29 protein-coding genes, 1 tRNA gene and 1 pseudogene are annotated in these 22,320 nt (G+C 40.3%); 6 read left to right on the top strand and 25 right to left on the bottom strand.

The genetic code is table 11. The features are described from left to right. The 3 genes and pseudogenes from A2517_RS09330 to A2517_RS09320 form a co-directional block, all read left to right on the top strand. Positions 1-285: pseudogene (locus A2517_RS09330) on the top strand (histidine phosphatase); the annotation flags it as partial. An 85-nt stretch (positions 286-370) separates the two neighbouring features. Beyond that, positions 371-700: a winged helix-turn-helix domain-containing protein gene (locus tag A2517_RS09325; protein ID WP_294896363.1), complete on the top strand. Its 330-nt coding sequence runs from the start codon at positions 371-373 to the stop codon at positions 698-700. Next, positions 697-1,245 carry a hypothetical protein gene (locus tag A2517_RS09320; protein WP_294896361.1) on the top strand — a complete coding sequence of 183 codons (549 nt, stop codon included), beginning with the start codon at positions 697-699 and terminating at the stop codon, positions 1,243-1,245. The genes A2517_RS09325 and A2517_RS09320 overlap by 4 nt, the downstream gene beginning before the upstream one ends. A 128-nt stretch (positions 1,246-1,373) precedes the next feature. On the opposite strand, the gene A2517_RS09315 is transcribed toward A2517_RS09320, so the two are convergent. The 4 genes from A2517_RS09315 to A2517_RS09300 all read right to left on the bottom strand — a co-directional run bounded on the left by A2517_RS09315 (position 1,374) and on the right by A2517_RS09300 (position 2,975). After that, a complete protein-coding gene (locus A2517_RS09315; protein ID WP_294896359.1) occupies positions 1,374-1,694 on the bottom strand; it encodes a hypothetical protein in 321 nt (106 codons plus the stop codon). Further along, positions 1,681-2,379, bottom strand: coding sequence for a DUF4145 domain-containing protein (locus tag A2517_RS09310; RefSeq protein ID WP_294896357.1), 699 nt, complete (start codon positions 2,377-2,379; stop codon positions 1,681-1,683). Before A2517_RS09310 ends, A2517_RS09315 begins: the two co-directional genes overlap by 14 nt. Before the next feature lie 109 nt (positions 2,380-2,488). Continuing rightward, the gene (locus A2517_RS09305) at positions 2,489-2,764 is read right to left on the bottom strand and encodes a type II toxin-antitoxin system RelE/ParE family toxin (protein ID WP_294896355.1); all 276 of its coding nucleotides are present in this window, start codon (positions 2,762-2,764) and stop codon (positions 2,489-2,491) included. Continuing rightward, on the bottom strand, positions 2,754-2,975 hold the full coding sequence (locus A2517_RS09300) for an addiction module protein (RefSeq protein WP_294896354.1): 222 nt from the start codon (positions 2,973-2,975) through the stop codon (positions 2,754-2,756). Before A2517_RS09300 ends, A2517_RS09305 begins: the two co-directional genes overlap by 11 nt. Before the next feature lie 297 nt (positions 2,976-3,272). Here A2517_RS09300 and A2517_RS09295 point away from each other — a divergent pair, with 297 nt between their 5' ends. Beyond that, on the top strand, positions 3,273-4,355 hold the full coding sequence (locus A2517_RS09295) for a site-specific integrase (protein ID WP_294896352.1): 1,083 nt from the start codon (positions 3,273-3,275) through the stop codon (positions 4,353-4,355). A 185-nt stretch (positions 4,356-4,540) separates the two neighbouring features. Here A2517_RS09295 and A2517_RS09290 read toward each other — a convergent pair whose 3' ends face one another. The 3 genes from A2517_RS09290 to A2517_RS09280 are packed head-to-tail and all read right to left on the bottom strand — an operon-like array spanning position 4,541 to position 6,393. Continuing rightward, the gene (locus A2517_RS09290) at positions 4,541-4,963 is read right to left on the bottom strand and encodes a DUF6527 family protein (RefSeq protein WP_294896350.1); all 423 of its coding nucleotides are present in this window, start codon (positions 4,961-4,963) and stop codon (positions 4,541-4,543) included. After that, positions 4,950-6,140, bottom strand: a complete 1,191-nt coding sequence (locus A2517_RS09285; RefSeq protein ID WP_294896348.1) for a ThiF family adenylyltransferase — start codon at positions 6,138-6,140, stop codon at positions 4,950-4,952. Before A2517_RS09285 ends, A2517_RS09290 begins: the two co-directional genes overlap by 14 nt. Beyond that, a complete protein-coding gene (locus A2517_RS09280) occupies positions 6,115-6,393 on the bottom strand; it encodes a multiubiquitin domain-containing protein (protein ID WP_294896346.1) in 279 nt (92 codons plus the stop codon). Before A2517_RS09280 ends, A2517_RS09285 begins: the two co-directional genes overlap by 26 nt. 173 nt (positions 6,394-6,566) lie before the next feature. On the opposite strand from A2517_RS09280, the gene A2517_RS09275 reads away from it, so the two are divergent. Next, complete coding sequence (locus A2517_RS09275) at positions 6,567-7,619, top strand: WYL domain-containing protein (protein WP_294896344.1); 1,053 nt, start codon at positions 6,567-6,569, stop codon at positions 7,617-7,619. 56 nt (positions 7,620-7,675) lie between these two features. Here A2517_RS09275 and A2517_RS09270 read toward each other — a convergent pair whose 3' ends face one another. The 16 genes from A2517_RS09270 to A2517_RS09195 all read right to left on the bottom strand — a co-directional run bounded on the left by A2517_RS09270 (position 7,676) and on the right by A2517_RS09195 (position 19,961). Continuing rightward, positions 7,676-8,917: a type II toxin-antitoxin system HipA family toxin gene (locus A2517_RS09270; protein WP_294896342.1), complete on the bottom strand. Its 1,242-nt coding sequence runs from the start codon at positions 8,915-8,917 to the stop codon at positions 7,676-7,678. Next, positions 8,901-9,167, bottom strand: coding sequence for a helix-turn-helix transcriptional regulator (locus A2517_RS09265; protein ID WP_294896340.1), 267 nt, complete (start codon positions 9,165-9,167; stop codon positions 8,901-8,903). The genes A2517_RS09270 and A2517_RS09265 overlap by 17 nt, the downstream gene beginning before the upstream one ends. Before the next feature lie 208 nt (positions 9,168-9,375). After that, positions 9,376-10,035 (bottom strand): DCL family protein, encoded by a 660-nt coding sequence (locus tag A2517_RS09260; RefSeq protein ID WP_294896338.1) that lies wholly within the window; start codon positions 10,033-10,035, stop codon positions 9,376-9,378. Between the two features lie 75 nt (positions 10,036-10,110). After that, positions 10,111-10,599 carry a hypothetical protein gene (locus A2517_RS09255; protein ID WP_294896336.1) on the bottom strand — a complete coding sequence of 163 codons (489 nt, stop codon included), beginning with the start codon at positions 10,597-10,599 and terminating at the stop codon, positions 10,111-10,113. A gap of 118 nt (positions 10,600-10,717) precedes the next feature. Beyond that, complete coding sequence (locus A2517_RS09250; protein ID WP_294896334.1) at positions 10,718-11,134, bottom strand: hypothetical protein; 417 nt, start codon at positions 11,132-11,134, stop codon at positions 10,718-10,720. 75 nt (positions 11,135-11,209) lie between these two features. Beyond that, positions 11,210-11,755: a hypothetical protein gene (locus tag A2517_RS09245; protein WP_294896332.1), complete on the bottom strand. Its 546-nt coding sequence runs from the start codon at positions 11,753-11,755 to the stop codon at positions 11,210-11,212. A 75-nt stretch (positions 11,756-11,830) separates the two neighbouring features. Beyond that, positions 11,831-12,028 carry a helix-turn-helix domain-containing protein gene (locus tag A2517_RS09240; protein WP_294896330.1) on the bottom strand — a complete coding sequence of 66 codons (198 nt, stop codon included), beginning with the start codon at positions 12,026-12,028 and terminating at the stop codon, positions 11,831-11,833. After that, positions 12,025-12,831 (bottom strand): phage replisome organizer N-terminal domain-containing protein, encoded by an 807-nt coding sequence (locus A2517_RS09235; RefSeq protein WP_294896328.1) that lies wholly within the window; start codon positions 12,829-12,831, stop codon positions 12,025-12,027. Before A2517_RS09235 ends, A2517_RS09240 begins: the two co-directional genes overlap by 4 nt. A gap of 200 nt (positions 12,832-13,031) precedes the next feature. Further along, positions 13,032-14,534 carry a hypothetical protein gene (locus A2517_RS09230; RefSeq protein WP_294896326.1) on the bottom strand — a complete coding sequence of 501 codons (1,503 nt, stop codon included), beginning with the start codon at positions 14,532-14,534 and terminating at the stop codon, positions 13,032-13,034. A 183-nt stretch (positions 14,535-14,717) separates the two neighbouring features. Continuing rightward, positions 14,718-15,203, bottom strand: coding sequence for a hypothetical protein (locus A2517_RS09225; protein WP_294896324.1), 486 nt, complete (start codon positions 15,201-15,203; stop codon positions 14,718-14,720). A 493-nt stretch (positions 15,204-15,696) separates the two neighbouring features. Then, positions 15,697-16,017 (bottom strand): hypothetical protein, encoded by a 321-nt coding sequence (locus A2517_RS09220; protein ID WP_294896322.1) that lies wholly within the window; start codon positions 16,015-16,017, stop codon positions 15,697-15,699. Positions 16,018-16,031: 14 nt separating this feature from the next. Next, entirely contained in the window at positions 16,032-16,418 is a 387-nt protein-coding gene (locus A2517_RS09215) for a hypothetical protein (protein ID WP_294896320.1), read from the bottom strand. A 127-nt stretch (positions 16,419-16,545) separates the two neighbouring features. Then, positions 16,546-18,084: a hypothetical protein gene (locus A2517_RS09210; RefSeq protein ID WP_294896318.1), complete on the bottom strand. Its 1,539-nt coding sequence runs from the start codon at positions 18,082-18,084 to the stop codon at positions 16,546-16,548. Positions 18,085-18,203: 119 nt separating this feature from the next. Next, positions 18,204-18,800, bottom strand: a complete 597-nt coding sequence (locus A2517_RS09205) for a hypothetical protein (RefSeq protein ID WP_294896316.1) — start codon at positions 18,798-18,800, stop codon at positions 18,204-18,206. Beyond that, positions 18,797-19,735, bottom strand: coding sequence for a hypothetical protein (locus tag A2517_RS09200; RefSeq protein ID WP_294896315.1), 939 nt, complete (start codon positions 19,733-19,735; stop codon positions 18,797-18,799). The genes A2517_RS09205 and A2517_RS09200 overlap by 4 nt, the downstream gene beginning before the upstream one ends. Beyond that, positions 19,728-19,961, bottom strand: coding sequence for a hypothetical protein (locus A2517_RS09195; protein WP_294896313.1), 234 nt, complete (start codon positions 19,959-19,961; stop codon positions 19,728-19,730). The genes A2517_RS09200 and A2517_RS09195 overlap by 8 nt, the downstream gene beginning before the upstream one ends. Before the next feature lie 102 nt (positions 19,962-20,063). On the opposite strand from A2517_RS09195, the gene A2517_RS09190 reads away from it, so the two are divergent. Beyond that, complete coding sequence (locus A2517_RS09190; RefSeq protein ID WP_294896311.1) at positions 20,064-20,519, top strand: helix-turn-helix domain-containing protein; 456 nt, start codon at positions 20,064-20,066, stop codon at positions 20,517-20,519. Positions 20,520-21,094: 575 nt separating this feature from the next. Here the strand turns inward: A2517_RS09190 and A2517_RS09185 are convergent. Both A2517_RS09185 and A2517_RS09180 read right to left on the bottom strand, forming a co-directional pair. Continuing rightward, a tRNA-Ile gene (locus A2517_RS09185) sits at positions 21,095-21,170 on the bottom strand. Positions 21,171-21,205: 35 nt separating this feature from the next. Then, complete coding sequence (locus A2517_RS09180) at positions 21,206-22,315, bottom strand: FtsW/RodA/SpoVE family cell cycle protein (protein ID WP_294896309.1); 1,110 nt, start codon at positions 22,313-22,315, stop codon at positions 21,206-21,208. Positions 22,316-22,320: the final 5 nt, after the last annotated feature.

Here is a 22,320-nt window from a genome sequence, read left to right as displayed (position 1 = left end):
TCCTATCCGACAGACTCAATCCGCTACGATCACGCCCTCTACGCCTCCGATGTCGAAACCATCCTCACCCTCATCCGAGACGTACCTGTGAGTGTCGATACCCTTTTTGTGTTCGGGCATAACCCCGAGTTTACCGAATGTGCGAACCTTATCATGGGCGGCAATATCGACAATATTCCTACCTGCGGGGTTGTGGCGATGCGGTTGAAAAATGATAGTTGGGAGAGTATCGGTGAAAATTCGGCGGAACTAAGAGGGTTTGATTTTCCGAAAAAACATGGGTGAAGCAGATTTTATTTTCAAATTATATGATACAATACTTATATCATATGAAATAAAAACTATATCAATATTTTCAAAAGGAGAATAAATGCTTGAAGCACTGTTCGGAACTAAAAACCGTGAGCTTGTTTTGCAATTTATCCTTGTATTTGAAGAGGGATATGCAAGAGAAATCGCCCGTTTTTTTGACGTTACACTCCCCTCTATCCAAAATCAGCTCGAAAAGCTCGAACAAGGTGGAGTATTAATCAGTAAGATGTCGGGTAAAACACGCCGCTATTTTTTTAACCCTCGATATGCTTTTTTAAATGAGCTAACGGCTTTATTGGACAAATCACGAGAGTTCTACGATCCAAAAACCAAACAGATGCTGACCCTACAGCGCAAACGCCCTCGTAGAGTTGAAAAACCGTTATGAAATCGATCAAAGAGATGAGCATGATGGAACTTGGCGGTTTTTTGTGTGATGCGTTAAAATCCAATGATATTCCCGTCGTCCTCTCAGGCGGTTCATGTGTCGAAATCTACAGTCGCGGTGAATACACCTCATACGATTTAGACCTCATCAATCAATACAATACCCAATTCAAAAAGATTAAAAAAGTGATGGAAGAGCTAGGGTTTAAAGAGAAAGATCGCTATTTTGTTCACGAGGAAACACACTTATTTGTCGAATTTCCATCCGGTCCGTTAGGAGTCGGTGATGCCCCTGTTACAGATATTGCTGAAATCGATACCGAAGCCGGAGTGCTTCGATTATTAACCCCTACTGACTGTATCAAAGATCGATTAGCTGCCTATTATCACTGGAGAGATGAACAAAGCCTCCTTCAAGCACTCTGGGTAGCTCAGCAGAACCCTTTTGATATGCAAAATATCGAGACATGGTCAAAAAAAGAGAAATCGGAAGATAAATTTAAAAAATTTGTTGAAATGCTAAGAGAAAGTGGGTCACGAACTTAGCGGTCATTATTTCGAAAAAGTAGCCTGTCCCTTTTTTCTTTTTTATTAAAGGTTCAAGCAGGATTTTAAAATAGCCTATTTTACGAGTTTTTATCAATATCAATAAAATAAAGGTACATTATAGTTATCTATGCAGTAAAATATTTACATTTCCCACCATCTATTTTCATGCATCCATCTTTGCCTTGAAATAATGGGCAATTAATATGGACGGCTTGTTTATTGTGCCGTGTTAATTGGAGTTTGTCATATAAAGCCATGCCTTTTGAGTTTAAAAAATCTCTAAATATTTCACACTCGGCTTTATCTGTATGGATCACCGGTTGAATATGTTTCATGACCTTGTACGTCGCTACAATTATAGTAACTGTCCAAACCCATAATCCTGCCAATCCTTGCCAAGTGAGAGAACTTAGAAACTTTAGAATATCTTGGCTATTTAGATCCATTGGATTTCTCTTCTATTTTCTGTGTTGCAACGCCAATGATGCTTTCTAAATGCTTTTGACGTTCGTGCCTTGTAATGTATAAATCCTTTAGTAGTATCTCAATCAACCCTATAAGCAGCTGTGCTTCTTCCGGTTCAACATCAATAATCAAATCAATGTCTTTTTCCATGTGAGCGCCAATATTGCCAATTTTACGTACAGCATCAATAGCTTCCCACGTTAATGGATCCATTTTATCTTTAATGCCATTTATCTCATCTATTAAGCGTTTTTCCACTACACCAAAATAATCTCTAATAATTCCTTGTAAACACCGTCTCGAAAGTGTTGCTGACGCTTTAGGGCTCAAATCTCGTATAAGACATGCTTCATTGTAATCAGAAATAATTACATTTGGAATGTAATCCGGGAATGGCTTTGCTGATGAATTAGGCTTTAATCTCCATGTTAAAAGAGGAGACCCATGTTTTTGTGACCTTCCGGCAATACTTATTTCTTTAAAAAGATATGCATCAATAGAATATTCTTTACAAGCTCCATTTGGACATACAATTACATTGGTAATTAATCTCAGAGCTTTGTCTTTATTGCCTTTCTCAAAAGAATGATAATCAGAAGAGAAATTTTCATGAGTTATGGTCGCATGTTGATTACAATAAGGGCATATCCAGTTAAATTGAGTCATTTATTTTCTTCTTTTTTCCCCAATAATATCTTATCTTTCCCAATATTCACCTCAGCATCAAAAAAAACATCAGCATACAAAAAGCAAAAACAAAAAGGGGACAGGCTACTTATTCCTCTTCTCCACTCCACTCATTCTGATTGAAAATACCTAATATTACAATATCCTCTCCATCGATCAGATAGGGGATAGTATAACCTTTGTGGATTAATTCGCGGTTACCATTCTCGGTCGGTCGACCTTTGCGGGGATTATCGATCAAAGTTTCGACAAAAGCTCTAATCTCTTCGTAAAAGCTCCGTGCACTCTTAGGATTGCTGATAGCGATAAACTTCGTAATAACTAAAAGTTCTTGGTTGAAACGTTTGCTTCGATTAACTCGCACGCTCGTCTAATCCGTTTAGAAACTCTTCTATCTCTTCCCAACCCTCATTCCAAGGAATGGTCTCCATTTTTCCGCTTTTATACTCTTCGATACGGCGTTTAACTTCATCGGCATACCACGGCTTCGGGTCTATGGTGATCGCTTCTTCTGGCAGAGCACTGAGGAGTTTTAACGCTTCCTCGGCATAAAGGTCGTTTACTCGTATTGTCATAACGTCCCCTTTTTAATGTATTGAGAAAATTATAACACGCTTTAGTGTATTTGAATTTAGGTGTGAATGATTTAATTGAGGATATGTGATGAGTGTGTGGTGGGTCAAGCAGGATTTGAACCTGCGACAACCCCGTTATGAGCCAAACGTACATAATTATCTTATATGATATTCAGCTCTACAAAGCCCTATTTTACGTTAATATAATTCTACTTTAATCTATGTAAAACTATACTGTTATATCAAAAGTCGGTACCCAACTCGGTACCCAGTTTACAAAGAAAGTGTATTGCAATTATGGCTATAAATAGAAAAGATTATCCCAACAAAATAGAGACTGGTCTAAGCGCAAATAATGACTACACAATCTTTTTATATCGCTTCATGTACGAAAAAAAAGAATATAGCGGACTAATCGATTTAACTGACAAATCAGCCTGGGGAAAGAAAGATCGGATCACATTCGCCAAAGGCGAACTTGTACGAATCAAAAATGATAAACGCGATTCCGTTTTCAATACAGAAATTACACTTGCAGCATATATGGATGAGTTTTGGAAGAATGTACCCGAGGGAAAATATAAGTCAATTCGCCAAAGCCACTATGATCGATATGTGAAGCCTCATATCGGAATGAAAAAGCTTGTTGATCTTCGTCAAAAGCACATTGAAGATGCACTGAAAAAACAAGAAGAAGCGAATCTCTCTCCCCGTACTCGGAAACAAACAATGGAAGTTTTGAATCCGGCAATGAAAAAAGCCATTGCAAACCGCATGATTCAATTTAATCCATGTGACGGAATTAAAATCAAACTCCCTACGACCAAAAAGATCGTGGTCAACGCAGCATTAACGTTAAATAAAATCCATACAGCAATCGAAGAAGAGTTCAAAGGAGATCCTTTCTACCATGCCCTCTTCCTATTTGCACTGCAGGGAAGACGCAGAGGCGAAATTATTACCCTACGCTGGGAAGATATCAACTTCGATGCAAACTATTACGTCCTACGCAAAACAAAGAACAATGAAGAGCAAAAGATCTTTTTGCCGGAACGGATCAAAGAGCTACTTAATCAATTCAAAGAAAATGAGGGGTGGGTATTTCAATCTCGCCGGACCGGTACTCACCTCGTTGATATCCGACGCGTTACAGATCGAATGAAAACACGGCTTGGAGATCCTAAATTTGGAGTCCATTATCTCCGGAATGTAATGGTGTCGGCGATGGCCGAACAAGGCTTGGAAAGTATGCACCTCTCCGGGGCACTTGGACACAACGATCCGAATACAATTAAAAAGTATCTGACGATGAATTATTTGAAGAGTTCAGAGAAAGCCAGTGAGGTTATTGATGTTATTGTTGAAAAGGCTAAGAACTAGATTGATAGAGAATAGTAGGATGCATTCAAATAGTTTTCTCTTTAGCGTGGTTATTACCACGCCATTTTATAAACCTCCATCTTTGGCCTTGGCGATCGGTGATATCGTGATAATATCTCCAAATGATCTCGTTTTCCTGCCAGATATTCAAGGTGCTCTTTGCCTATACGATAGGGAATTGACTATTATTTATTATTAAAAAAGCCTAGAAACCAGTCTGCAATGTTTCTTTTTTTCTCTACTTTTGGATTGTTGTTGTCCAGACTATCCTTTGTTTTCTTATGCATATAAGCCCGTTCATTTTTAATTTCGGCAGACTGACAAGCATTGATTTCATCTTTACCCCATGAACCGGCCCACTCCACCTTGTCGTTCCTGATAAAGTAATGTGACTTACAGGCAAAGCGCCAGTTTCCAATAGAAGGAGAGAGAGAAACAGTCTCTCCATTGAAGGTCATATTCCAGTCTACGGGAGAGATGGGGGTTATCACCCTCTCTCCGCAGCCACATGCGCATAAATGTGTCGCCGTTTTGTATTCGATAGAGATGTATAATACACCTTCTTCCGGCTTGGCCGGGATAAACTCTACAAACTTATGCGTCATCATCAATCTCTCTTCCTTGTTGCAGTGTGTCAATGGTAAATGTCGTCATCCCGACTGGCGTACTTTCGTTGTAAAACTTGGCGTGTTTTTTCCACATGATCACAGCCATAGCTGCATTGATGGAGTTAAGTTCCGCGATCTGGATGTTCGATTCGTAAAGTTCTTCATCCGGATCGACCTGACCGATCCATGACCGGTGTTTCTTGCGCTTCTCATTCGTTACAGCAACGGTCCTCACTTCCCCGAGGATCGTTCCCTGAGGAGTTGTCTGTACACCCATGCCGACATCCACATAAGGGATGTCTTTGCTTTCCAGGTAGTCGAAGATCAGCTTTTTGACGCTGCCCTTGTCTACTGCGACGAAAACGAAGTTTAATTCCCCAAGCATCGTTATCGTATTTTCGTCGATATCGACGGGGTGTGCCTCGATGTTTTTGTGCATATTGGAGTAGACGCCTTTCAGGTACTCCACCTTGGTTGGCCGCTTTTCTAATATCTCTTTGGACGGTGCACCGGGTGCTCGGAATGCGTTGTGGTTGTAAAAGATATCTGAATCGAACAGATGAATACTCTGAACCGGTGTTTTTGCAATACTGTCCAATATATAGGAGCCGGTTCCGCCGACTCCTATGATCCCGATGTGATAGGGCATCAATTTCTGGGATATCTCAGAGATGTGTGCCCGTTCACTGTTCGTGTCGATGTAATTGAAAACACTTTCCCATTCAAGAGCCCCGCCTGTGGCGGTACTCTTCGCGGTAGCAGTTGGGTCGATAACCAGCGCTGGTGACATCAATGCGGTTATGTATCCGATCATTTTTTCATATTCACTACCATAGTCATTCGGTGGTTTTCTTGAAAATGAATAGCTAGTTGTGATATGATTGGCATGTTGAACTGATGATACTGTATGTATCATGTCTAATTGTTTCCCATTATCGTCACATGGTTTTTGACCCTGAAAGTGTATAACGTGCTTCCCGGCATTTCGTTGATACACGGCAGTATTTCCCGATACTGTCAGGGTAGAAACCAAAACACCTCGGTCCACTTCTTTTCTCTCATTTACATACGGAATATCTTGAACAATCAGCAAGCTTTCATACATATAGGCATTGTAGCCATCAGCCAATAGCTTATCAAGATCCGTGATATTAGGATTTGTTGGTTGGAGTGACATTGAACACCATCCCATCTTTAATCGGTATGCAGTCACTTGGGTCCATAGAGCCCTCCGCATTTCCGTGTCCTCTGTCGTATTTCACAATATATGGATTGTTTGCATCGTAAGGCAGGTTTTGAAGCTGCAATATGTCTTTGTAGCAAAGTTTGTGTTGGTCTACTACAACTTGTACTCCGTTGATGACGATACTGTACTCTTTGTTTTGGCCAGGGGCATCGTCGAGATGGCCTTTTACGTGATCTTGAGACATTTAAACTCCTTATTGTTTATGTCATATCATTAAATGATGGTTGTCCATCAAAACCTCAAATTCTTCCCGAAAACTCTATCAACACTGCTGATAAAGTTTTACGATAGAATAATAATAAATAACCCCCGTGAAAAAAAACACAGGTATCATTTAAATCATGGAAGTATTAAAAAATGCCATATTCAGACTATAAAACTGACGAAATTATTGTTGATATCCTTGAGCGGATGTCTTCAGGATCTCCAATCACTATAAGTATGTATGCAAAGCCAAATAGTAATTCAAATAGAGAGACAATTATCAAACACATCAAGGAGGTGCGTGATTTATTCAATGCGGATATAGATTATGATAGTCAATCAAAAATGTGGAAAGCTGGAAGACTAAACTTTTTGGATGATTCACCATTATCAGCCCAAGAGGCTGTCGTTCTTGCAGGGATTAAAAGAAACGCCTTTCATTACGGAAACACACTCGATAAAACAGTCATTGAAATTGCTGACTTCTTTCAGGAGTGGAAGCATGCCGGTATGTTTCAAAACTCTGCTGTCGAAGACTTTAAAAAATTCATCTCAGAGATCAAATTGGTTGATACGGCTGAGTCGCGTGGCCAATATGTAAAAATTGCATATCGAAAACAAATAGGGGTCGAAGAGCGTACGGTCATCCCACTGAGAATCGCAAATATGGAGTATTATTGGTATCTTATTGCTATAGAAAAAGGTAAAACAAATCCGGATGATATTCGTAAATATGCACTCCACAATATTGACTATATTGAGTTAGATGAACAGGTTTACAACCCTAAGTTTCAACAGGATATGCGCGAACTCGTCAAAGATATCCACCTTGGTATGAATGCTTTTTATAAACCATACAATGCAATAAAAACGGTCACACTCATGATTCCTGAGAGTTTTATCCATTTCCTTGAGCGTTCCCCTTACTTTTTATTGTGGGAAATCAATAAAAACGAACCTGCAGTTGTTATCCAAACGAATTTCGAAGAAGGCAAACCCGAGCAAAATACCCATTATAGAAAAGTGGTGGCTCCATCAACAGATCCTGAATATAGAGATATTATCCCGTCGATTCAAAAGTATATGCCCCTGTTTATTGTTCCAGATCTTCCGGAAAATAAAGAGCTGATTCTTCATTTGAGAAAAGGCTCAGAAAGTTACGCCACTAAAAAACAAAAGCTGGAAAAAGCTTTGCAAGAGTGCTAGTTATATATAATCTAATAGAGACTGCTTAGATATTCCGTCGATTAACGCTATCTGCTTTACTCATTGTTTTGTTTTTGATGTTGATTCATTTTTTCCAATTCACACACTGCTTTTTTCAGACCGAGCTGTGACGAAAAACACTCTTGCCATTGTTCGAGCAATTTATCCGCAAACGTTGAAAAATCGGGATGTTCTTTTTTGAATTCATCAATCTCTTCTTTCGCTTTAGCAACACCCGATTCACATTCATCAATAATTTCATAATATCGTTTATCAGAAATTTTACAAGTCATTTTGGCAAAATTACTGTAAGTCTTTTCTACCCACCACTTTCTTCCGCCAGACAGCTTTAATGCGGGAACGTCTTTTGGCTTGTAAACCGTGGTTGTAACAACATCATAAATAGGGGCCATACGGCATTTCTCCCCATTCCCCTCATAGACCAAGCCGAAGTTTTTAAGGTGTGCATCACCATTTCTCAGGAGATGATTCATGATCAACGCCTTGAGCAATTGTTCCAAACTTTCAGAAGAATCAGCTACCCCGTTTTTTAGAACTTTTGCAATATCCTCATAACTACCTTCGTATTTAGCATCGGTGCCTTTCGAGAGAATCGAACACATATCTTCAAACCCAAGGTATCTATCTTCATGGATATCAAATCGCTTCATAATAAACATTTTCCGGTCATTTGACATATAGAATGCTGGTACATCAAGACCGGCATGGAGACATGCCCTCATGCAAAAATATTCATTTGCTGCAAGCTCAGGATATTCTTCGGTCCATGCTTTAACAATCAAGTTCTCAAGCTTCAGCGTATGTCTATCCATTGCTTCGATCAAGACTTTCGGCTGTACTCCAGATATCCCGGATTTTAGAGCATACGTCTCCATCAGCGCTTCGAAATAATCTGCCTCGGCCGGATTGAGAAGTTCGCTGATTTCGATTTGTTTATTTCGGGGACCGGTCGATTTTTGAGAACCGAATTTAATGCGGCCAAGCATGTGCGGTCCGACCAAACCGAGCAGCCCCATGTCGTCCATTGTCGTTACTTTTCCAAAGTGCTCTTTGATCTTATCTTTCAATGCTCCTTCCGGGAGATTCATTTGAAAGGATGGGTGTAAAACGCCCGGAAGCGATCGCCAATTCAGCTTATTTGTAGGCATAATCAAAGAAACGAGTTCGGATGGTGTCTGATAGGTAAAATCATATATCAGCCCGTCTTTTGACAGTACACCCTGCTTTATACCGTTTGTATAAACATCGAGCTGTCTGATATCAGTATCTTGTGCCATTTTGTAGTTCCTCCATGGTCAATAATCTCCCTTTCGGTACAATCTCGATTTGATATCCGAGGCTGTCCAATAAATTGATGATTTTTGAGATGCCAATATCTCCACCTTCTCCTTTTTCAAGCCGTTCAATTGTTTTTGAGCTGCAGCCTGTTTTTTTCCCTGCAACAACCCTTGAAACCTTTTTCTCTTTTCTCAAAGAGTAAAGGATGTCGCTAATATCGCTGAAGTCAGTTAAGTACATTCGTTCCATAGTTCAATCCTTATACATATTTGTCTAATTGTATCATATAATTTTAAATATTTAGACAAATATGTATATATTTTGCAAAACCGATAGCATTTTTATTGCCGATCTTTCTGCTCTTCATCGAGATTTTCATACGATTGCCCCAAAATACTGTAGCAATCAGCCCTGACTATTTCTCAATCCAATTAGAAAATGAAGAGGAATTGGAAAATTATAATACCGGCATGCAGTTAAGATCATTGCCTTTTCTGATATTTTCCTTCATTAGAGAAGGTTGTAGTACCGCATTACTTTCATGGAATTTTTTAAACCTGAATTCCAATTCTTCATCAACTAGCTTAATGTGTTCACCATTCCCAGATGTATTCAGTTTTTCAAGGGTAGTGTTCTCAATTTCCAAGAATACACGTACTAATTCTGAAAAAGGTGTTTTATGGTCTATATGTAAGTCCTCATTCTTCTCTATTAGATTCCCTGAAATGGCACATTCAATCGGCAGGATGAGCTTTCTACGAAAAGCAAAAAGTTGATCCCGAACTGCGAATCGTAGTGCTTCAAGAACCTCACTTCTCTTCGTCGGTCTTTGGTTCGTAATACATTTTTCATATGAGAAGCGATCTTCTGTACCATCGATGCGTACTACAACGAAACTGTTTCCTGATCCTTGCGCATTTTTCACAACCTTGAAGTGTTTTATTCCAGGACCTATTTTGCTTTTGGCTGAAGGGTGCATATGAAGCAATAACGAAAGTTTTTCTGTCATTTCCTGATTTGTGATGATATGGCTTTTTGCAGTCTTTAGATAGCTTGATATTTCACGGATAAATTCACTTTTCGTTGGGTATTCGTAATCGCCTAAGTAGAACTTCATTTTTTGCCTAACCTTTAATATGTTTATCTGCATTCACTAGAATGACTACCTTCGAGTAGACACGTTTTAGTCTCATCAATTTTCTACATTCTCCCAATACATTGTGATTGGTGTATATTGTTGTACTTCATACTTCCCAAATGGAGAGGCTATATATGCTTTACACGCTATTTCATCTAGATTATTTTGACAAGATGATTTGAGTAGTTTGAGAGTAGCTTCAGATACTTCTTTGTGAACCATAGGTATTCCTCCTCCTTTATCTAAATCGTTGATAATGATATTTTTCATTTGTCTATTAAAATGCTGATTTTTATCAAATACACATGATATTTGAGCATCTTTAAGATATCCTCTGTCATGATCAGGATATACGGTTCCAATAACAAAACACCCTTCATATTGACCAGAAGTGATCTCTAGACTGATAGGGTTCTCTTCGTAAACCATCATTTCAGATGATCCGGTTGTGAAGATGGCATTTCCTTCTTCAATCGCATATGATGATGTACATGCAATAAATAAAGCCGATAATAAAATAAATACTTTCAATCTTTTAACCATTTTGATCTTGCCTATCTTTTTTTGGAATCAATTATATCTCATTAAGCCGATTCTTCCGATACGACTGAATGTTTCTCGATCAATCTTTACTTATGCACAGTTATTCCCTTCTTGAATATTACATGCTACTCATAATTATTCTAAGATCATTAATAGCAATTACAAAATTTCTTCCATCCTCATCATCAATCTTTTGAAAACCAAACTTATGTGCAAAACTGGCAGATTTTTCGTTAGTTGCCTCTATAACTATGTAATCAAATTGATATTTGGAACTACATTCTATTAAAAAACACAGAAGTGCTTTCCCATATCCTTTACGCTCTTTATAAAATCCAATTCTAGCTATAGTTAAATTTTTTGGGAATTTTGTTGAATAGTAAACCCCATTCCATCGTAGATATATATCAAATTTTTTAGAATATGCACAAATAGTTGCATCAATAGCATGAGAGTAATTTTTTTTATATTTGAACATAGTTTTTAAATAGCTATTTAAATCTTCACAGAAATACGGAATACTTTCTTTTTCCATTCATTCACACCATTTATTGTTAGCCGGAGTGCTAAAACTCGACAAATCTATCCTTGAAGAAACCCAATATTATCATTATTTTGAAGATTTTACAGCTTTGAAAACTATATAAAGCGTCATAAGTGGAGCTAATACTACACTCATAGCGAATATTAAAAGATACACAACTGTCCAGAAAGCGGAAAAGATGATCACCATCGACAAATCAGCCATTGCCGAAGACCCAGGGCGATTTCCTCTTGATACACCTGATGCAATAATTTCTGTTTGAGTTTTTGCTTCTTCTGCTAATTGTTGCATTTTTGAATACCCGGAAACACCTTTAATGATACCCAAAATACCGGCCAAGACAACAGCCATATCGAACAAATTATCGTAGCCTTTTGACAACGTACCCATGGCAATAACGACATAAATAGCTGCCAGCCACATTAACCCTGTAACGGTGCTTTGGTATGCAAGAGTCCCGTTTAAAAATTTGTTGAGAAATTTTTCTTCTTTTTGGCGGGCTTGTGTTGCTTGTTGTTTAATAGTGGCAGCAATAGCAACACCACAATTGGGACATGTTGCAGCACTATCAGAAACTTGATTACCACATTCAAAACATTCAATTAAAGCCATATAACCCCCTAAAAAATTAAAAGGCTATATTCTACTTATCTTTGCTAAAAAATAGCAAAAAGACTCAACTACTTTCTAAGCCGATTCTTCCGACACAACAGAATGTTTCTCAATCCATACATCAATTTCTAGGCGATCATATCGCACATATCCACCAAGTTTTTTGTAGGGAATGAGCTTCTTAGATCGCATCTTATCCTGCCACTTTTTGCCGAAACCGTACTCTTCGAGGAGTTCATCGGGGGTAAGGAAGCGTTTTTGTGAAGGGCTCATGCAACCCCCTTACCTTGCTGTAGTTTGCAAGATTCATAAAAAGCAATTTCGAACAACATAGGCGTTATATTGATCCCAAAATCTTTGACATGATCAGTCGCAATTTCTTTGCATTTTTTTCGATTTTTATGTCCAAAGCTGCAAAAATCATTGTACAAATCATTCAACGGCTTCGACCACATATTCATAAGGCTTTGCCATTCCACAAAATTGTTTGATTCATCTGATCTTGGATCTTGCAATTCGCTCATGATTGTCTTTTTAAAAGCGATCGGACTTTTAATCCCCTCTCCCGCCATTCTGAAAAGCAAATATGCCTCGCGCGCGTTACCCCCCATATCTAACTCTATTCTCTTATCTCTTATCTCTGTCGTTACGTTTTTGTTACACGGCGTTACATCGCCGTTACATTGTAACGCTGGTGGTTCTAACTTGCGTTTTTCACGCAATTTTCGAACGCGTTCAGCACTATCACTCTCAGATCCTACAAGCTGAGTAACAAGGGGGAGTAAAAAACGATTATCTCCAATTGATTCGATAAAACCGACCATACGCATGAAAGATAGTGCAGCCTCTACGTTAATAACCTCCTCATCAAGAAACAAGGCAAGTTCTTCATGCAAAGTTTTTTCGACGATCCCCTCAAATTCAATCACTCCGCCTTCTTTAATGGATAGCAGCATAATCTTTTGCAAAATGATTGTATAGGTATCTCCGCCGGCCATTTTGCGAAGTTTTTTTATTTTCGGGTCGCTAAAAAAATCATCTTTCAACTTAAGCCAATAATACTTCTTCGAAGACATCTCACTTCCCTTCATTTTAAACATATCGATAACAGTTAAGATTATATCAGTATGATATATTTATGTCAAGATATTATTGATTTAAATATCTTATTGATATAGCTATATACAACAAATACACAAGGTTAAGAAGATAAGTACAAGACTTTTACTCGACATTATCAAAGATAAACTGGTGAAAAATTCATTATAAGCTTTGCCTAACAAGGGTCTTTGATTGTCAGCTCTTTATTTAGGTGCTGTGCATTGTAGCGTTCGATCTCGGCCAGTGCTTCTTGAACATCTGTTTTGTGGGGTGCAGCGGCAGCGTATTGTTTAGGTCTATTTTGCTCTAATCGCCCTTTGTATACCTCGTTACGGCGCTCTACCGCCGTCTTGTACGGCTCTTTTGTACTTCGTTTGTAACTCAATGTTTCCCGCTGCCGGTGAGCGATCTTTAAAAGATCCGAATCTTGATGATCAATCGCACTGTGAAGCTCGGCGATCATATCGACGAGTTGATCGGTTTCCTCTTTGGCTTTGACCGTGAGCTGCTCTACTGCATTGGCGATCTTCGGAGCGACTAACCCCGCCGAGAACGTCGGAGTCTCTGGAGGTAAGACACCGACTTGGACGGCGATGTCTGTCACGGATTTGTCTTTTTCTGCATTTTGAGCTTTTAAACGCTCTATAACGCCTTTTTGAGATTCAATCGTATTCTGAGCCTCTAAAAGTGCATTTTGAGCTTGTATAGCTATTTCTGTGCTGTCTGTGAGCTTTTTTTCGAGTTCTGCAATCTTTTGAGCTTTTACTTCGTCGTCGGCAGTCTTGTTTATCTCTGTATTGAGCCGGTGAAGCTCTTTTTTCTGTTCGACATCGAGAGCTTGTAAAGAGGAAATTCGCTTTTGAGCTTCCCTAAAATTGTATTCGAGTTGCTCAATTTGACGGTTCTTTGCTCGGATATTCGCACTGATGCCTCCGCTTTCGAGGAAATTGGAGACTTTTTCATTCCGGACGGCTTTGTGTTTTGACTTAACCTCTGTGACGTTTCCACGCTTGTCACTTTTTTTCTCCGGCTCATATTTGAGTTTCAATACTCTAGCCGCCGTCTTGATCCGGTCATTAAGCTCATTGTGTTTCATCCGGCCAGTCTTACCGATGTCGGGATTGAACATTGAAAATTTGACGTGGGCGTGGATGTTGTGGATCGGCTTGAAATCGTTGATATCCACTTTCTCGCTGAATTCTTCACCCTTTGGTCGGTAGTCCGATGCATGGGTGATTGATTCTGCTAATGGTACGATGTACCATCCGTCCTCTTTTTTGAGTATGTCTTTTGTCGGGTAGTAGGTGATTCCGTTCTCGTCCTCGAAGTGTCCCTCGTCACGATGAATCGATAACTCGGTGACGTAGTGGCCGCCATACTTGGCAGCCAATTCGTCGAATACCTTTTGAACATCGGCTTCGGTATGGTGAGCTTCGATAGAAAGAACGGTCTCTTTTATGAGTGCGTCCTTTTGCTTCTGCTGCATCTTTTGTCCGGTCGTCTCTTTATACTTGGCAGCTGCCAATTCGAGGAAGTCAGAATCAGAGTACCGGAGATCATAGAAGTTTTCGGATCCGGGGAGCGTACCGATGAGATACTTCGGTTTCTCTTCCCGGCTATTGTGAGCCGATGAATGAGCACCGGCGGCAGTGACTGAAAATGTAGCGGATCGTGGCATTTTTTCTCCTTCCCGTATGAGCTTGCGAATCAAGGGAACAACAAGTACCATTTATGGTGCGTAGTTGCAACTACGCACCCCTTCGGAGTTCGTGTTGAAATTGCACCGCAGGCGGTACAATTTGAAGTCTTCCCTCCGCTCGCAAGCTCTCTGTGGGGAAGACCGTGGGATGAGATGGATCGATTAAAATTTCAACTCAGTCGACTTTTTCGGATCCATCTTTTCAAGTTCGGCCAGTGCTTCTTTGACGGTTTTGTTTTCGTCGGTGTCTGTAACAAAATCTTTGATCACAGCCATTGCACTTTTATGATCGATCGCAAAATCTTCGCCGGTCATTTTGATTTTGTAAGCTGCCGCATTTTTCATGACGGCATTCATCAGAGAAAATGAGTTCTCGACGTCGGCCGCCTCTAAGAAGTCGGCAACTCGTCCGAGCTGCAGCAAAATATCTTTTGCCTCTTCGTCCGGTTCTTCGACCTTTTCAAAGTATTCAACGGCTGCGTTGAATTTCAATTCAAGCATTTTCATGTTCATCGATGTCGATCCGGATCCGCCTCCAGATCCGTTAGAATCTGCTATAGGGTTTTCGAGTAAGGCGATCATTTCTTTTAGGATCTGTCCGCGCTTTGCTAACCGTTCTTTTAATTGTAAAATTTGGGCTTTTTCCATCTTTTTTTCCTTTATATACAGTATGTTTTTTTTGTTAAAACTATTTGATTGTTCTGTACTGAAACATCAAATTCGTGAAAATTCGATTGAACATACCAAAACAGTGATGTCGTTATCTTTTCGGATGATGGCATCGTATCAATGTGTAAAAAAGGCATGTATTTAGCCATTGTAAACACGACTTCATCAAGAATTTTAACAAAGTAGTTTGTCTCGATCCGCTGCACTTTAATGATCATGTCGGCGGGAACTGATGGGAACGAAGATACGCACTGATACGTTAAGTTTGACGTATCGACGTCTTGAAACAAGATTTTTGAGATAGGTACTTCATAGAGTGAGATTGGAAACGGTCCATTTGGGTGAGACGCTTCTAAGAAAGCGAGATTAATCAAAATTTCATTTTTGTAAGAAGATCCCGCGAAACTTGGATACAAATTACGGGAAACCATTGCAAGCGTTACAAATATGATTAAAGAAAAAATTGATTTGATCATAAATTTTTCTCTTTGATATGCTGTGCCACGGCGTCTCCCTCTTCTGTTCTCGGTCTCAAAACATACATAGCCGGGAGACCCTGATATTTTGTATAATAGGGAGTCCCATTTAAATCGAAACCGGTATCCGCGATCGCTTCTAAATGGAGGCCGCAAAGCAAGTCGCTCACGAGGGTTAGTGCTGCGCTGTCCGTGCTAGTCATTAATTCTTTGTGTGCCTGCGCGATGCGCAACTGTTTTTCCTCATTGCCCGAAAAAAACAATTTTGCTTTTTTGAGAGCTTCTGACATTTTATTTTTTTGGTCTTCCGTGAACATTGGATCTCCTTTTCTTACTCAGCCGCGCGAGCTTCGCCGTATATTTTCCATTCCCCGCCCTCATCTTTGAGCGTCCACACAGTTTTTTTCTCAAACGCCCCCTGTAGAGACATATTGACAACCACTTCCACCGTTTTACCGTCCTCACTCATTTTGACCGGATCGTTTGTTAGATCAAGTTTAAGACCCGGAACCGTCAGGTTATTAATACCAGTTTTCTCATACTGCTTCAAGTTCTCTGCAGAGCAGTGGGTTTTAAACTCTTCGACGTTATTGGATAACATAGCTGAAATCACTTTTTGCATAGTTTCTTTTGCTGTTTCCGGAGTCGTCTTATCAGCACATCCGCTGAAAATAATTGCTGCAGCTACTGCAGCGGCCATTAAAGTTAAGATTTTCATGTTTTCCCTTTTTTATTAAATTGCAAATCGCATAAACAGCATCATTGAGATCACTGAGATCCCAAATATAATTAAAGCTCTTTTAATGAGCCACCACACTATTCTTTTAGTATCGATCTTAAACATACTAGATCCCCTTTGTCACTGTTGAAATTTTGTTTGCGATTGCTTCACCTCCGTTTCCATCGGAATTAATATTAAAAAGACCAAGCATGAAGCCGGGCAATTTAAGTATTACGCCCGAAATTAGAAAGGTTTTTGTGATTGCGACTGCGATAAACAGCACACCTTGAATCATCCCGGCTTTCATTGCGGATCCAAGCCATTGCCCCCAACCGTCTAACGGATTATCTGTTGTCCAATTTGTTTTATCAAGTACCGAGTTGGCTTGTGACATCATTGCAAGCTCTTGCGTTGTGATCATCCCACTTGAGATTGACTCGAATAACGCCGCACCTTTGACAGCTAAGAACACCGATATCACAATGAGCATTGGCTTAAAGGCAATTCCTACCCCTTTGACCACGAATTGTAGAATATTAGCTTTTGCGTTTTCGCCGAAAGCATAAGCTGCGGCGAATGGGATCGACAACATATACGCAAAAACCTCAATGTACCACCATGCTATAACTACTGCAGTAACTAACATTGGGATAATATATACGAGTGATTGCACCATAATCCGAGCCGCTTCAGTTGCTATGTAATATGGTGAAATGTTTTGCATAATCACTTTTCCAAGTGCAATAGACTTCATTACACCTGCAACAGCAACACCGCCGACAATTGATACGCCGGCAGAGAGAAGCCCTCCGATTACGGGGACTGAACTTGCAGCACTTGAAGCTGTATCGACTACTTTTTCAGCTCTAGAAGCAACTATCTCCGCTGGAGCAGCCGCAATAGAAACCAATGCTTCTGATACACCATTGAATGTTGTATAAACACCTGTAGCACCTGGAACGAATAAATATGCCGTTCGTTGTGTAAACGACTCGATGGATCGTGAAAAACTGAAATTTTGATATGAATTTTGAAGCTTCTCGAAACCGGTTGCAGAAAAATCGAATTCAACGTTGTCCCACGCACTTTTGTCGATTTGTGAATCGATCATCGACGTTTGTGATTGCATTGCTTGTTGCGCCGGTAAAAGGGCAATCGATGTCCACCCCATCGTAATATTTTTTTGCATACCACTTGAAACAATGTATTTGAGCTTCTCTTCGCTAAACTCAGTTAATTTTTTGAAATAGGCTTCGAGTTTCGGTTTTTGAACCAAATAATTACGATATGCGCCTTCGGCAGCAGCACACGTTTCTACGCTAAAATAATTTGGTCGTGTATTGGTATTTGACCCGTACTGATCCATACGATTTGGCACATACGCATATTCAAACTCGGCGCGGCTACGCCCGACTTCGGACGGTGATGGGGGGAAGATTAAATCCGATTCCCCTTTTCGTAGCTCTTTAAGCTCTGCAATGTTGTAAGACTGCATACAGCTGTCTAGAATGTCTTTATTAATACTTGCTTGTTCTTGCAGAAGAACAAACCCTCTTACTTTTTTTTCAAGGTCGTTTGCAGTGCTCCCGGTGCTGCTTGAAATCTCTTTGATCGAGTATTTTGCATTTGCCACATGAACCTTATTGACGAGCCCGTTTGCCAATGTTGTGCTATTCGCAACACACCATGCAAAAAGATCTTGCCCCCTTGTTGTCAGGGAAGAGGCGGGAACATATAGTATAAAGAAGAGTGGCAAGCCCATTGCAAATCTATGTGCGACCTCTAACCCACTCGTTCTTGTCGTGACTTCGGAATCTGTCCCCTTTGCCAATGTATAAACCATAAAGTCGCCGCCCAAATATACCAATGACAAAAATATGAACCCCCATACAATAAGCATTTGTGCTGATAAATATGGATCTTCAATCTCAGCAATAAAATCGCCGAAGAAACTATTTGCAGTTTTCTTGTCGGTTTGAAATGTGAAATCATCCAAATATTTGTCGCTGGTTGTTTTCTCTTCTGACGATAGGCGAGCAATTTTTGATAATAGCTCACCTTATCTTTGACACGATCTTCGATCACTTCAGGACGCAAACAATTTGCATCTGATGTAATTTTTCCAACTCTCCCGTCTCCATCGAACGATCCAGCACTGCCAATATTCCATGATACTTTCATATCTTGTGAGACGTCGACCGCAGATTCCACATAATAGTCGTCTGATGCCAAAGCCGGTTTTTGCCCAAGGGCAAAAGAGACGATACTAGCACAGTTTCCGGTGAATTCAGGAGCTACAGCCAGCGAATCGACGTTGCGAGTTGTATCCGCTGCGCCGAGCACCGTTGTGGTGATAATCGCCAAAATTAACGATTTCATTGTGCTGTCCGCCCGGTGATTCTTTCGGAGATAACTTTACCGTCACGGAAAACCCATGTACCGCCCATGCGATAGCCCTTATCCCACGGGTAAGTAATCGTTTTTGTCTCCGTGAAAGATGGTGTAATACCTAGCGTATCATTTAATTGTTGTGTTGCTGCCGGCAAAACTTCTTTTTTTAGTTCGATAACGATCTGAGCCGATCCGTTCTGCTCTGCTTGATGCTTCATCGCTTGCATATCTAGGTATTGTTTCTGTTCACTCATATATGCCGTATGTTTCTGATGTTCACGATAAGATTCAGCGCCGCTGTAAGTCAGACCGGCCAATCCGATGAAGCCAATCAACGCAGCAGCAATCTGAACATTACGTTTGATTTTCGCCGCAATTTTTGTTTTGTGTTTTTCAAGCTCTTCTGATCTGCAGCTGAAATAGTGGCCAAAGAATTTTGGCAAGCCATTGATCCCTACTTTTTGCATGAAATTCCACTCTTTAGCTGCGATAGCTAAAACAATCTCATATGCAACAATCGCCGTCAATATGCCCATGTAGCTTTTCATCAAAAAGGCGAGTGTCATTGTCGGGATCCCGATGATCGGCACGATAGCCGTAACTATTAAAGCAACTACGATCTTAACCTTAGGATCAGCAAGGCGGTATCTTTGCCATACAATGATCGTAAGAGCAGCCATAATTAAAGCGACTTCATTTTTAATTGAAATCGAATAATCGTTTGTTACAATCGCAAGAACTGGAAGAAGATATTTGGTGAATTGAAAAAGCTCAAACTTACTAACTACGTAAAATTTTTGGGTGTATGCTTCCCCATTGATCAACGTAGTGATTTTTTTTGTTTCGGCATCTAATGTCGCGTCTTTTGATCGCGAGAACCAATACAACGAAACACCGTCAAATATTTTGATCTGCTTATTCATCTTTGTCCCCTAAATATTTAGCAATATCAATCAGTGACCATTGCAATGAGCGCCCAACTCTTGTTTCAAGCGGCGTCACCATCTTCCCCTCTTTCACTCTCCGTTTCAAAGTTTGCGTTGAAATGTTTAATTCAGCTGCAACTTCAGCTGTATTAAGTACACTACAGTTGTATTTTTGATACAATTTGTTATATACAACTCCCATTTGTCCTCCTATTTTAGTCATTATGATATATTTAATTATATCGTTATGATATATGTATGTCAAGAGATTAATTTAAATATCTTCGTGATATAGTTACATACAACAAAGACACAAGGTAAGAAGATGAGTACAAGGCTTTTACTCGACATTATCAAAGAGAAAACCGGAATAAAAACGGATAAACAATTGGCTGAAGAGCTTGAAATCAAATATGGTGCATTGACGAACTGGATAGCACGCGACTCTTTTCAATATGAGCCAATAATTATTTTTCTACTGAAAAAAAATGTCGATTTAAACAGCGTATTTAAGCCTGTATTGATGCCAGAACTTACAGAAGCTCTAATCGCATATCGAAATAATGATCTATCGAAGGTTGGTTATATTCTACCAAGACCACCAAAATCGAATGCAGAAGAAGGTGTTGAAATTGACGCTGCCCAAACAGCTGGAGAAATTGAAGAAGCTTACATATACATCGCTAAACATGGCGGCCTTATACAGTCACAGGAATTAAAAAATACGCTTACAGGAATTATTGCTATGTTCAGGGAAAAAGCCGATGAAAAAAATACCTAACTTGTCCTGGCTACGGAGCATCAAAAACTGATAGTATTTTCTTAGCGCTTACCTACACTATTTCACTAGGGGGGCTGGGGGAAACCCCCAGAGAGGAGCAAAGCGACGGGAGAACCCCCGGAGGGAGGGCGGCAAAGCCGACCCAAGAGAGCGAAGCCTCTCGCACTCAAAGCCCCGCGAAGCGGATCCCCTGAAAAGACAAGGGAACACGAAAAGCCCGTATTTTCAAAACTTCCCTAAACTCTTCGACCACAGCTAACGCGCTACCGCTTGTTTCCCCGGCACGTTTCCCTGCGGGAACTTTCGCGCCGTGGCATTTATAATGCTACTTTTTTAGGGTTAAAAGACGCAATACATATATATTTAATAAAAATACTCATTAAAATATGACAGTTTTTTGTTACATGAAGATCAAACAATTATTTTATTGGTTTAGTACGTTATGCCATAAATTGAATAGATAAGACCCATTTAAAGACGAAAGTCGGTACCTAACTCGGTACCCAAACAAAAATACCCATAGTTCATATGATAGAAAAACAGCTTGAAAGTACGTTATGCAGGAGATTTGGAGGTGGTGGGTCAAGCAGGATTTGAACCTGCGACAACCCCGTTATGAGCGGGGGGCTCTAACCACTGAACTATTGACCCATTTTTGAAAGAGCGCAATTATAAACGCTCTTTGATTAGACGAAGCTTTTTTTACCCGTATCTCCGTAAAGATATCGGAATCGATAGGCTAAGAGGTTTTCCAAAATCGCCAAAATGACCATAAAGTTCACAAAACTGCTCCCTCCGTAGCTAAACATGGGGAGCGGAACCCCGACGACGGGGGCAAATCCGATCGTCATGGCGATGTTAACCGCCATATAAATGAAAAAGAGGAGCGATAACCCCCCTGCGACTACTTTTATATAGTAGTCCTCCGTCCAAAAGGCGATTAAGAGCAGATGGATAATCAGCGCGGCATAGAGGGTGATGAGTAAAAATGCCCCGAAAAATCCGAAACGCTCCACCACGTAGGCGAAAATAAAGTCACTCGATGCGATGGGGAGAAACTTCATTTGCGTTTGGGTCGCATCTTCTTTGTTTTTACCGAAAAAGCCCCCCGATCCGACGGCGATAATCGACTGCTCGACGTGGTAGCTCGGTTTTTCGCCGACGAAATCATATAACCGCTGTTTTTGGTAATCGTGCAGCTGCGTGTAGATAAGCGGGAGGGAGATGACAAAAGCGACTGCCAAACCGATCCATATTTTCCAATGGACACCGACGATAAACAAGATACCGAATCCTAACAACGCCAAAACGGTTGCCGTCCCCAAATCGGGTTCTTTGGCGATAAGAAAAAACGGCATAATGATAAAAAATGAGAGTTTCAAAAAATCTTTGAGTCGGTATCCATCACGCGGAGGGGGATTACGGTTGATAAGATAGGCGAGCATCAGGACAAATGCGGGCTTTAGCAGTTCCGAGGGCTGAAGGGTAAAATGGATAAACGGAATCTCGATCCACCGCTTTGCTCCCAAACGGCTATGTCCTACAAACTCCACGGCGATAAGGAGCAAAATACTCGTCCAATAGGCTATCGGGATCATCCAGAGCAGCCGACGGATAGGGAGGAGAAAAAGGGTAATAAAGACACCGATCCCGACAAACACGTAAACGGTATGCTTTTGTCCAAGGGTCGGATGGATCTCGTAAATAAGCCAACCTGAAGTGAATATGAGCGGAATCAATAAGATAACCGTTATGAAATCAAAATGTGCTAAAATTCGGCGATCAATATTAAGCACTACGG

Source organism: Sulfuricurvum sp. RIFOXYD12_FULL_44_77, assembly GCF_001830725.1.
GTDB lineage: Bacteria > Campylobacterota > Campylobacteria > Campylobacterales > Sulfurimonadaceae > Sulfuricurvum > Sulfuricurvum kujiense_A.
The sequence above is the reverse complement of the archived record's forward strand: the minus strand, read 5'-3'. Positions and strand labels throughout refer to the sequence as shown.